The organism is Pseudomonas quercus (assembly GCF_012033695.1).
Taxonomy (GTDB): domain Bacteria; phylum Pseudomonadota; class Gammaproteobacteria; order Pseudomonadales; family Pseudomonadaceae; genus Aquipseudomonas; species Aquipseudomonas quercus.
This window is the reverse complement of record NZ_JAAVJI010000001.1, coordinates 15,515-26,913: the sequence shown is the minus strand read 5'-3', so window position 1 is coordinate 26,913 and position 11,399 is coordinate 15,515. Positions and strand designations below refer to the sequence as shown.

The 11,399-nt window shown below is 60.9% G+C and carries 8 protein-coding genes; all 8 read left to right on the top strand.

All coding sequences use genetic code 11. From position 1 onward, the window contains the following. The first annotated feature begins 188 nt into the window (after positions 1-188). The 8 genes from HBH25_RS00120 to nuoH all read left to right on the top strand — a co-directional run bounded on the left by HBH25_RS00120 (position 189) and on the right by nuoH (position 11,390). Positions 189-2,228, top strand: coding sequence for a M10 family metallopeptidase C-terminal domain-containing protein (locus tag HBH25_RS00120; protein WP_168080299.1), 2,040 nt, complete (start codon positions 189-191; stop codon positions 2,226-2,228). Positions 2,229-2,724: 496 nt separating this feature from the next. After that, positions 2,725-3,138: an NADH-quinone oxidoreductase subunit A gene (locus tag HBH25_RS00115; protein WP_168080297.1), complete on the top strand. Its 414-nt coding sequence runs from the start codon at positions 2,725-2,727 to the stop codon at positions 3,136-3,138. 10 nt (positions 3,139-3,148) lie between these two features. Then, a complete protein-coding gene (locus HBH25_RS00110) occupies positions 3,149-3,835 on the top strand; it encodes an NADH-quinone oxidoreductase subunit B (protein ID WP_168080295.1) in 687 nt (228 codons plus the stop codon). A gap of 86 nt (positions 3,836-3,921) precedes the next feature. Beyond that, positions 3,922-5,706 carry an NADH-quinone oxidoreductase subunit C/D gene (gene nuoC, locus HBH25_RS00105; protein WP_168080293.1) on the top strand — a complete coding sequence of 595 codons (1,785 nt, stop codon included), beginning with the start codon at positions 3,922-3,924 and terminating at the stop codon, positions 5,704-5,706. A gap of 2 nt (positions 5,707-5,708) precedes the next feature. Beyond that, a complete protein-coding gene (nuoE, locus tag HBH25_RS00100; RefSeq protein ID WP_168080291.1) occupies positions 5,709-6,206 on the top strand; it encodes an NADH-quinone oxidoreductase subunit NuoE in 498 nt (165 codons plus the stop codon). Then, the gene (gene nuoF / locus HBH25_RS00095; protein WP_168080289.1) at positions 6,203-7,570 is read left to right on the top strand and encodes an NADH-quinone oxidoreductase subunit NuoF; all 1,368 of its coding nucleotides are present in this window, start codon (positions 6,203-6,205) and stop codon (positions 7,568-7,570) included. Before nuoE ends, nuoF begins: the two co-directional genes overlap by 4 nt. A 104-nt stretch (positions 7,571-7,674) precedes the next feature. Beyond that, positions 7,675-10,392 carry an NADH-quinone oxidoreductase subunit NuoG gene (gene nuoG, locus HBH25_RS00090; protein ID WP_168080287.1) on the top strand — a complete coding sequence of 906 codons (2,718 nt, stop codon included), beginning with the start codon at positions 7,675-7,677 and terminating at the stop codon, positions 10,390-10,392. Next, positions 10,389-11,390 (top strand): NADH-quinone oxidoreductase subunit NuoH, encoded by a 1,002-nt coding sequence (gene nuoH, locus HBH25_RS00085; RefSeq protein WP_168080285.1) that lies wholly within the window; start codon positions 10,389-10,391, stop codon positions 11,388-11,390. The genes nuoG and nuoH overlap by 4 nt, the downstream gene beginning before the upstream one ends. Positions 11,391-11,399: the final 9 nt, after the last annotated feature.

Genomic DNA, 11,399 nt, shown 5'->3' with positions numbered 1-11,399 from the left:
CAGCAGGTCATGTGAAAAAGCTGACCGTTACTCGGATACCGTTGCGCTTATATGGCCTTGGGCCGTAAAGGGGCTAACTGTCAGCTACAGTGGGTGCTCCAACAGCACTTTCAAAGGATTCGATCGTGGCAACCTCTCCAAGCAATACAGTAACGACCCCAATTACGCGCACTGCTCCCGGCAGCATAATGGTCCAGCTCAGCGGCATTGGCGCCCCTAATGAAAGCCTGAGTATTCAAGCCGACGGCAAGGTATTGGTGGGGGGTTATAGCAGCTACGTTGACGAGGGTTATGTCGGTGGCCCAGGGGAGTATCCGTATTCCATCGCGTTGGAACATTCGGTCATCCGGCTGAACGCCGATGGCACCTTGGATACCCATTACGGCACAGGTGGCGTCGATATTTTCGACCCCGCCAACGGCGATAAGGTGCCCTATGACTCGGATTATGGCCCTGAAGCTAGGGTGGCCGTACAAGCCGACGGCAAGGTGCTTTCAGTCTACAGCAGTAGGGATGGCTTGACGGTGGAGCGTTACAACGGCGACGGCAGCCTGGATACCCGCTTCGGCCAGGGCGGCGTATTGACCTTGGACGTGCCCCATGTGTATGACGGTTACGGGTTGACCATCAATGCCGATGGCACCTTCTACGTCACGGCCCGCAGCGAGACCCAAGCCACCGTGACCAAGGTCAGCGCAAGCGGAGCGCTGATCGATGGCTTTGGAAATCACGGCGAGCTGAGCATCAGCTCCTCGGAAACGTACTACAGCGGCGATGTCAGCAGCCATGTACTGCCCGATGGCGGGGCGTTGCTGGGCAGCACCCTCTATGTAGGGGGCTACACCAACCCTGATAGCGGCGTGACTATCACCGGCGACCCGCTGTACAGCCTGGAACGCTTCAAGGCCGATGGCAGCGTGGATACCCGGTTCGCCGACAACGGCGTGTTGCATTTCGACAAAGCCCTGGGCCTGAACTACTTCTCAGCCGTGACGGTGCAGGCCGACGGCAAGATCCTGGTGGTCGGGGACAGCTCCAACTTTCGCGTGCCAAACATCATTCGCCTCAATGCCGACGGGTCTTTCGACGAAAGCTTCGGCAACCACGGCATCGCCGGGTTCTCGGTATTGCCCAACGGTTCCAATACCGCGACTGCGGTCACGGTGCAAGCGGATGGGAAAATCCTGGTGGCCGGGCAAAGCACCGATAGAGGCGTTACCGGCGCCAGCATTATCCGCCTCAACGCCGATGGCAGCATAGACACCACCTTCGGCAGCCAGGATGGCAAGGCTCACTTGGACGGCTATGCTGGCAACGATACCTTGTTAGGCACGGACAGCGCCGAGATCATCCACGGCCAGGCTGGCAATGACGTGCTGCAAGGCAATGGCGGCCGCGACATATTGCTGGGCGGGGCCGGCGCGGACATCTTCCGCTTTACTCAGGTCAGCGACAGCTACCGTACCGCGACTCAGAACGCCAGCGACCTGATCCAGGACTTCGATGCCACCCAAGACCGCATCGATCTGATCGACCTGGGCTTCACCGGCATTGGAGATGGCCGTCACGGGACCTTGGCCATTCAAGCGAACGCCGAGGGCACCCGCACTTACCTCAAAAGCTTCGAGGCGGATGCTTCTGGCCACCGTTTCGAACTGGCCCTGGACGGCAACCTGGTGGAGCAATTGAACACGAGCAACCTGGTGTTCACCCCGCCGACCATCGAAGGCACAGCCGGGCGTGATGTGCTGACGGGCAGCGCGCTGGCGGAGATTCTTGTGGGCGGTGCGGGTAACGACCGTATCGACGGCGGCGCCGGCAATGACGTGCTGATCGGCGGCAGCGGTGCGGACTGGCTTACCGGCGGCGAGGGCAAGGACGTCTTCCGCTATACGTCCACCGACGACAGCTATCGCACCGCCAACCAAAGCTTCGTGGACCTGATCGACAGATTCGAGGAACGCCAGGACAGTATCGACGTCTCGGCGCTGGGCTACACCGGCTTTGGGGACGGCACCCAGGGCACTTTGAAGCTGGTCTATGACCGCGAGAACGACCGCACCTACTTCAAGGACCTGAACGCCGATGCCCAAGGCCATCGGTTCGAAATCGCGCTCACTGGCTATTGGCTGAACGACCTCCACAAGGAAGAGGTAGTGTTCGCCCAGCCGCAGGTTACGTTGGTCGGGGTGGCACAGGACGCGGAGCAGCACCAGTTGGCCGGGTAGCACCCTTTGATTCACGTATCGGGTGTAGCTGGCAGTCTCAAACGGGGGGCTTTATGCATCCCTGTTTGAGTACGTTCAAACCGCCCTCGGGCGGTTTTTTATTTGTCAGAGGCATGAGCCGTGTTGGAACCCGGCAAAACATTGACCCAGGCCCTTATGCCGAAATGAAATCGGCCTACACTCAAACAGGGACTATAGTGATTTGGAGAAGATAAAACGCTGTACGGGTGCTTAATTGAGATCAATTATCATTCACATAGTTTGTTACCGCTAAAAAGAAACAGTGTTTGCCAAATAGCCCCAAGACCCAGCTTTCCGGGGGTTACAAGGCCATAGAGAGGCTCTTGCATAAGGATTGGTCGAATTAATTTGATATAGCAAATTTACTTGCTGCGGGTTTGCCCATAAAATCCGCCGATCCTATGGCTGCGACATTTAGTCACTGCTTTACCCTTCTTCGATTCAGAGCGTTGCGGCTCTGTTAAGGACTGCCAGCATGACCCCAACAGCAGGACTCATTGCCCATAACTGGGGCTTTGCCATCTTCCTCCTGGGTGTAGTAGGGCTTTGTGCCTTCATGCTTGGCCTGTCCAGCCTCCTGGGCGGCAAGGCCTGGGGCCGCAGCAAGAACGACCCCTTCGAATCCGGCATGCTGCCCGTCGGTAGCGCGCGCCTGCGGCTGTCCGCCAAGTTCTATCTGGTCGCGATGCTGTTCGTGATCTTCGATATCGAAGCCCTTTTCCTGTTCGCCTGGTCCGTGTCCGTCCGCGAAAGCGGCTGGGCGGGCTTTGTCGAAGCGCTCGTTTTCATAGCAATTCTGTTGGCAGGTCTTGTCTACCTTTGGCGAGTGGGGGCGCTCGATTGGGCACCCGAAGGTCGTCACAAGCGGCAGGCGAAGCTGAAACAATGAGGCTTTGGCAATGCAATACAACCTTACCAAGATTGACCCGGATGCTCCTCAGGATCCGGAACAGCGCTATCCCCTGGGCAAGCAAGGTGTCGTTGATGACAAGATGCTTGAAGACCAGGTGCACCGCAGCGTCTTCATGGGCAAGCTCGAAGACGTCCTGAGCGGTGCGGTCAACTGGGGTCGCAAAAACTCCCTCTGGCCCTATAACTTCGGCCTGTCCTGCTGCTATGTGGAGATGACCACGGCGTTTACCGCGCCTCACGACATCGCCCGCTTCGGTGCAGAAGTGATCAGGGCGTCGCCTCGCCAGGCAGACTTCATGGTGATTGCGGGCACGCCGTTCATCAAGATGGCGCCCGTGATCCAGCGCCTCTATGAGCAGATGCTCGAACCCAAATGGGTAATTTCCATGGGTGCCTGCGCCAACTCCGGCGGCATGTACGACATCTATTCGGTAGTACAGGGCGTGGACAAATTCCTGCCCGTGGATGTGTACGTGCCGGGTTGCCCTCCCCGGCCTGAGGCATTCCTGCAGGGCTTGATGCTGCTGCAGGAATCCATCGGTCAGGAACGGCGCCCCTTGTCCTGGGTGGTGGGTGATCAAGGCGTGTACCGCGCCGAGATGCCGTCCCAGAAAGACGTGCGCCGCGAACAGCGTATCCAGGTCACCAACCTGCGCAGCCCAGACGAAGTCTGATCCGGGGCCTGCCCTGCCCGCGTGGGCTAGGCAGGCTTGTGGCCTTCATTCTTTGACGTTGACCGAAAGCGAAAGCGACCGACACCATGACAACAGCGGACACCGCTCTGTATATCCCGCCTTACAAGGCCGACGACCAGAATGTGGTCGTTGAACTGACCCAACGCTTTGGCCCCGAATGCTTCACCGCGCAGCTTACCCGTACCGGCATGCCGGTACTGTGGGTGGCACGGGCGCAGATCAAGGAGGTGTTGGCCTTCCTGCGTAACCTGCCCAAGCCCTATGTGATGCTGTACGACCTGCACGGCGTGGACGAACGGCTGCGCACCCAGCGCCGCGGCTTGCCGGATGCGGATTTCACTGTCTTCTACCACCTGATGTCCATCGAGCGTAACAGCGACGTGATGCTCAAGGTCGCCCTCGACGAAGCGGACCTGAACCTGCCCACCGTTACCGACATCTGGCCCAACGCCAATTGGTACGAGCGTGAAGTCTGGGACATGTTTGGCATCACGTTCACCGGCCACCCCAACCTGAGCCGGATCATGATGCCGCCGACCTGGGAAGGTCACCCGCTGCGCAAGGATTACCCTGCACGCGCCACCGAGTTCGACCCCTACAGCCTTACGCTGGCCAAGCAGGCCCATGAAGAAGAGGCTGCACGCTTCCGCCCTGAAGACTGGGGCATGAAGCGTGGCACCGCCAACGAGGACTTCATGTTCCTCAACCTTGGCCCGAACCACCCTTCGGCCCACGGTGCGTTCCGTATCATTCTGCAGCTGGACGGCGAAGAGATCGTCGACTGCGTGCCCGACATCGGCTACCACCACCGTGGCGCCGAGAAAATGGGCGAGCGCCAGTCCTGGCACAGCTACATCCCTTACACCGACCGTATCGACTACCTGGGCGGGGTGATGAATAACCTGCCCTACGTGCTGTCGGTGGAAAAGCTGGCCGGCATCACAGTGCCAGACCGGGTAAACACCATCCGCATCATGATGGCCGAGTTCTTCCGGATCACCAGCCACCTGCTGTTCCTGGGCACCTACATCCAGGACGTGGGCGCCATGACGCCGGTGTTCTTCACCTTCACCGACCGCCAACGTGCCTACACGGTGATCGAAGCCATCACAGGTTTCCGCCTGCACCCGGCCTGGTACCGCATTGGCGGTGTGGCGCATGACCTGCCACGCGGCTGGGAAAAGCTGGTCAAGGACTTCATTGACTGGATGCCCAAGCGCCTGGACGAATACACCAAGGCGGCCCTGAAAAACAGCATTCTGATCGGCCGTACCAAGGGCGTGGCCGCCTACAACACCCGCGAAGCCCTGGAGTGGGGTGTGACCGGCCCTAGCCTGCGTGCTACCGGCTGCGACTTCGACCTGCGCAAGGCGCGCCCTTACTCTGGCTATGAAAACTTCGAGTTCGAAGTGCCCCTGGCTTCCAGTGGTGACGCCTATGACCGCTGCCTGGTACGCGTTGAAGAAATGCGCCAGAGCCTTCGTATCATCGAGCAGTGCATGCGCAACATGCCGGCCGGCCCGTACAAGGCGGATCACCCGCTGACCACGCCGCCGCCCAAGGAACGCACCCTGCAACATATCGAAACCCTGATCACTCACTTCCTGCAGGTCTCGTGGGGCCCGGTAATGCCGGCCAACGAGTCTTTCCAGATGATCGAGGCGACCAAGGGCATCAACAGTTACTACCTGACGAGCGACGGCGGCACCATGAGCTACCGCACCCGTATCCGTACCCCCAGCTACCCGCACCTGCAACAGATCCCTTCGGTGATCCGTGGCAGCATGGTCGCCGACCTGATCGCGTACCTGGGCAGTATCGACTTCGTCATGGCCGATGTGGACCGCTAAGCATGAACACTACGCTGATCCAGACTGACCGTTTCGCCCTCAGCGAAACCGAACGCTCGGCCATCGAGCATGAGTTGCACCACTACGAAGACCCGCGTGCGGCGTCGATCGAAGCGTTGAAGATCGTGCAGAAGGAACGGGGCTGGGTACCTGACGGTGCCCTCTATGCCATTGGTGAACTGCTCGGTATTCCGGCCAGTGATGTGGAGGGTGTTGCCACCTTCTATAGCCAGATCTTCCGCCAGCCCGTAGGCCGTCACATCATTCGGGTATGCGACAGCATGGTCTGCTATATCGGCGGGCACGAATCGGTGGTGGCGCAGATCCAACAGGAACTGGGCATTGGCCTGGGCCAGACCACGGCCGATGGCCGTTTCACCCTGCTGCCGGTGTGCTGCCTGGGCAACTGCGACAAGGCACCGGCCCTGATGATCGACGACGATACCTTTGGCGACGTGAAACCTGACGGCGTCAGCGGCCTGCTGGAGGCCTACGTATGACCCTGACTTCCTTTGGCCCGGCCAACCGCATTGCCCGCGCGCCTGAAACCCACCCTCTCACCTGGCGCCTGCGTGATGATGCCGAGCCGGTGTGGCTCGAAGAGTACCAGCGCAAGGACGGCTATACGGCGGCCCGCAAGGCCTTGGCACAGCTGTCCCAGGACGAGATCGTTCAGACGGTGAAAGATTCAGGGCTCAAGGGCCGTGGCGGTGCCGGCTTCCCTACTGGGGTGAAGTGGGGCCTCATGCCCAAAGATGAGTCCATGAACATCCGTTACCTGCTGTGTAACGCCGATGAAATGGAACCCAATACCTGGAAAGACCGCATGCTCATGGAGCAGCAGCCCCACCTGCTGATCGAAGGCATGTTGATCAGTGCAAGGGCATTGAAGGCCTACCGCGGGTACATCTTCCTGCGGGGCGAGTACACCACCGCCGCACGGCACCTGAACCGTGCGGTGGAGGAAGCCAAGGCGGCGGGCCTGCTGGGCAAGAACATCCTGGGCAGCGGTTTTGACTTCGAGCTGTTTGTGCACACTGGTGCAGGCCGTTACATCTGCGGCGAAGAAACCGCCCTGATCAACTCTCTGGAAGGCCGCCGTGCCAACCCGCGTTCCAAGCCGCCCTTCCCGGCCGCCGTGGGCGTGTGGGGCAAGCCGACCTGCGTGAACAACGTGGAAACCCTCTGCAATGTGCCTGCCATCGTCGGCAACGGCGTGGACTGGTACAAGGCCCTGGCACGCGAAGGCAGCGAAGACCACGGCACCAAGCTGATGGGCTTCTCCGGCAAGGTGAAGAACCCGGGCCTGTGGGAGTTGCCGTTCGGCGTGACTGCACGCGAGCTGTTCGAAGATTATGCCGGTGGCATGCGCGATGGCTACACCCTCAAATGCTGGCAGCCTGGGGGCGCGGGTACGGGGTTCCTGCTACCCGAGCACCTGGAAGCCCAGATGTATGCCGGCGGTATCGCCAAGGTGGGCACCCGTATGGGCACCGGCCTGGCCATGGCCGTGGACCATACGGTGAACATGGTGTCGCTGCTGCGCAACATGGAAGAATTCTTTGCCCGTGAATCCTGCGGCTTCTGTACGCCCTGCCGGGATGGCCTGCCATGGTCAGTGAAGCTGCTGCGCGCACTGGAAAACCGCCAAGGCACCCAAGGGGACATCGATACCCTGCTGGGGCTGGTGGGCTTCCTGGGCCCAGGCAAAACGTTCTGCGCACATGCACCTGGGGCCGTCGAGCCTTTGGGCAGTGCCATCAAATACTTCCGCGAGGAGTTCGAGGCCGGTATCGCCCCCACGGGAGCGGCGAACCTGGCACCGGGCTTTGGTCAACCACGGCCGATCCCTGCGGGCGCCTGATCCATGAGCCGAGGGCAAGGCTGCCTTGCCCCGGCCAAACAGGCATAGAACAAGATTTCCATTAGCCACGCCCGGGTAACCGGGCCAACGAAGACCTTTGAACCATGGCCACTATCCACGTAGACGGCAAAGCGCTCGAAGTCGATGGCGCAGACAACCTGTTACAGGCCTGTCTGTCCCTGGGCCTCGACATCCCCTACTTCTGCTGGCACCCGGCGTTGGGCAGCGTCGGTGCCTGCCGCCAGTGTGCGGTAAAGCAGTACACCGACGAAAACGACACCCGCGGCCGCATTGTGATGTCGTGCATGACCCCTGCCACCGACAACACCTGGATCTCCATCGACGACGATGAATCCAAGGCCTTCAGGGCCAGCGTGGTGGAATGGTTGATGACCAACCACCCGCACGATTGCCCAGTGTGCGAAGAAGGTGGCCACTGCCATCTGCAAGACATGACTGTGATGACCGGCCATAACGAGCGCCGGTACCGTTTCACCAAACGCACCCACCAGAACCAGGACCTTGGCCCGTTCATCGCCCATGAGATGAACCGCTGCATCGCCTGCTACCGCTGTGTTCGCTTCTATAAGGACTACGCGGGCGGTACCGACCTGGGCGTGTATGGCGCCCATGACAACGTGTACTTCGGGCGCGTTGAAGACGGCGTGCTGGAGAGCGAGTTCTCGGGCAACCTGACCGAGGTATGCCCAACGGGTGTATTCACGGACAAAACCCACTCCGAACGTTACAACCGTAAATGGGACATGCAGTTTGCCCCCAGCATCTGCCACGGCTGTTCCAGCGGCTGCAACATCAGCCCGGGCGAGCGCTATGGCGAGCTGCGCCGTATCGAGAACCGCTACAACGGCTCGGTGAACCATTACTTCCTGTGCGACCGTGGCCGCTTCGGCTATGGCTACGTGAACCGCAAAGACCGCCCCAAGCACCCCATGCTTGGCCAGGAACGCGCCATGCTGGGTGTGGACGCCGCGTTGGACAAGGCCGCTCAGTTGCTAAGCGGCCGTAACATCGTGGGCATAGGCTCGCCACGCGCCAGCCTTGAAAGCAACTATGCGTTGCGCGAACTGGTCGGTGCGGACTGGTACCACACCGGCATTGAAGCCGGTGAACTCCGCCGTATCCACCTGGCCCTGGACGTGCTGAACAACAGCCCTCTACCGATCCCGAGCCTGCGCGACGTGGAAGACCACGATGCCGTGTTCGTGCTGGGCGAAGACCTTACCCAGACCGCTGCGCGCATGGCACTGGCCCTGCGCCAATCCGTGAAGGGCAAGGCCGAGGCCATGGCTGAAGCCATGCGCGTACAGCCTTGGCTGGACGCTGCCGTAAAGAACATCGGCCAGCACGAAATGTACCCGCTGTTCATCGCCAGCGTGACTGCTACCCGCCTGGACGACGTGGCTGAAGAATGCGTTCATGCCTCGCCCGAAGACCTGGCTCGCATCGGCTTTGCTGTGGCCCACGCCATTGATGCCAGCGCCCCGGCGGTCACCGGGCTGGACGACGAAGCCTTGGGCCTGGCCCAGCGCATTGCCGAAGCGTTGATTGCCGCCAAGCGCCCGCTTGTGGTTTCCGGGACGTCCCTGGCGTGCGATGCGCTGATCGAAGCGGCCGCCAACATTACCAAGGCACTGGCCCTGCGTGCCAAGGCCGGTTCGCTCAGCCTGATCGTACCGGAGGCCAACAGCCTGGGCCTGGCCATGCTGGGTGGTGATTCCCTGGATGCGGCCCTGGACGCCTTGATCGAAGGCCGTGCCGATGCGCTGGTGGTGCTGGAAAACGACCTGTACACGCGCGCGCCGAAAGCCAAGGTGGATGCCGCTTTGGCCGCCGCCAAGGTGATCATCGTGGCCGACCACCAACAGACCGCGACCACCGACCGTGCACATTTGGTGTTGCCAGCGGCCAGCTTCGCCGAGGGCGATGGCACCCTGGTGAGCCAGGAAGGCCGTGCCCAGCGTTTCTTCCAGGTGTTCGATCCCAATTACCTGGACCCGCAGAACTTCACCCATGAGGGCTGGCGCTGGCTGCATGCGCTACGCGCTACACTGCTTGAGCGCAAGGTCGACTGGACTCAACTCGACCATGTGACAGCGGCCTGTGCTGCCAGCGCGCCACAACTGGCCCGCATCGTGGAGGCAGCCCCTTCGGCGGCATTCCGCATCAAAGGCTTGAAACTGGCCCGCGAACCCCTGCGTTATTCAGGCCGTACGGCCATGCGCGCCAACATCAGCGTTCACGAGCCTCGCACCAGCCAGGACAAGGACACGGCGTTTGCGTTCTCCATGGAAGGCTACTCCGGAAGCAAAGAGCCACGCCAACAAGTGCCGTTCGCCTGGTCGCCAGGCTGGAACTCACCGCAGGCCTGGAACAAGTTTCAGGATGAAGTCGGGGGCCACCTGCGTGCGGGTGACCCTGGCATACGCCTGATCGAGACCCGTGGGGACAACCTGAACTGGTTCACCCGCATTCCAGCTGCCTTTGCACCGGCACGTGGTACCTGGACAGCGGTCCCCTTCCACCACTTGTTCGGTAGCGAGGAAATGTCCTCACGTGCCGCCCCTGTGGAGTCTCGTATTCCCGCCCCGTACGTCGCCCTGGCCAAAGCCGAGGCGGATCGCCTGGGTGTGAACGAAGGCGCATTGCTCAGCCTTTCGGTAGCCGGTGTGGACCTGCGCCTGCCGTTGCGTGTGGATGATCAATTAGCCGCTGGCCTGGTTGCCCTGCCCAAAGGTATCGCCGGAATCCCGCCGGCCTTTAGCGGGCAAACCGTGGAACGCCTGCAGGAGGCTGCGCAATGACCTGGTTTACCCCTGATGTGATCGACATCATTGTGTCGGCACTGAAATCCATCGTCATTCTGCTGGCCGTGGTGGTCTGCGGTGCGCTGCTCAGCTTCGTGGAGCGGCGCCTGCTGGGCTGGTGGCAAGACCGCTACGGCCCTAACCGCGTCGGCCCCTTCGGGATGTTCCAGATCGCGGCCGACATGCTCAAGATGTTCTTCAAGGAAGACTGGAACCCGCCGTTCGTGGACCGTGCGATCTTCACCCTGGCCCCCGTGGTTGCCATGAGTGCGTTGCTGATTGCGTTCTCGGTGATCCCGATCACCCCTACCTGGGGCGTGGCAGACCTGAACATCGGCGTGCTGTTCTTCTTCGCCATGGCGGGCCTGTCGGTGTATGCGGTGCTGTTCGCTGGCTGGTCCAGCAACAACAAGTACGCGTTGCTCGGCAGCCTGCGGGCCTCGGCGCAAACAGTGTCCTACGAAGTGTTCATGGGCCTGGCCCTGATGGGCGTGATCGTTCAGGCTGGCTCGTTCAACATGCGCGACATCGTGGAGTACCAGGCGCAGAACCTATGGTTCATCATTCCGCAGTTCTTCGGTTTCTGCACCTTCTTCATTGCTGGCGTAGCCGTGACACACCGTCACCCCTTCGACCAGCCGGAAGCGGAGCAAGAACTGGCTGACGGTTATCACATCGAGTATGCCGGCATGAAATGGGGCATGTTCTTTGTGGGCGAATACATCGGTATCGTGCTGATCTCGGCGCTGCTGGTCACGCTGTTCTTCGGTGGCTGGCATGGCCCGTTCGATATCCTGCCGCAGGTCCCGTTCCTGTGGTTCGCCCTCAAGACCTGTTTCTTCATCATGCTGTTCATCCTGCTGCGGGCGTCGATTCCGCGGCCGCGCTATGACCAGGTGATGGATTTCAGCTGGAAGTTCTGCCTTCCGCTGACCCTGATCAATTTGCTGGTCACCGCCGCGATCGTGTTGTTGAACACGCCGGCCGGTGCTTGAGGACAGACC

Bases quoted from the DNA above. Each gene is read 5' to 3' on its own strand.
- HBH25_RS00110 (WP_168080295.1), top strand. From the start codon at position 3,149: ATGCAATACAACCTTACCAAGATTGACCCGGATGCTCCTCAGGATCCG.
- nuoC (WP_168080293.1), top strand. From the start codon at position 3,922: ATGACAACAGCGGACACCGCTCTGTATATCCCGCCTTACAAGGCCGAC.
- HBH25_RS00120 (WP_168080299.1), top strand. From the start codon at position 189: ATGGTCCAGCTCAGCGGCATTGGCGCCCCTAATGAAAGCCTGAGTATT.
- nuoH (WP_168080285.1), top strand. From the start codon at position 10,389: ATGACCTGGTTTACCCCTGATGTGATCGACATCATTGTGTCGGCACTG.
- nuoE (WP_168080291.1), top strand. From the start codon at position 5,709: ATGAACACTACGCTGATCCAGACTGACCGTTTCGCCCTCAGCGAAACC.
- HBH25_RS00115 (WP_168080297.1), top strand. From the start codon at position 2,725: ATGACCCCAACAGCAGGACTCATTGCCCATAACTGGGGCTTTGCCATC.
- nuoF (WP_168080289.1), top strand. From the start codon at position 6,203: ATGACCCTGACTTCCTTTGGCCCGGCCAACCGCATTGCCCGCGCGCCT.
- nuoG (WP_168080287.1), top strand. From the start codon at position 7,675: ATGGCCACTATCCACGTAGACGGCAAAGCGCTCGAAGTCGATGGCGCA.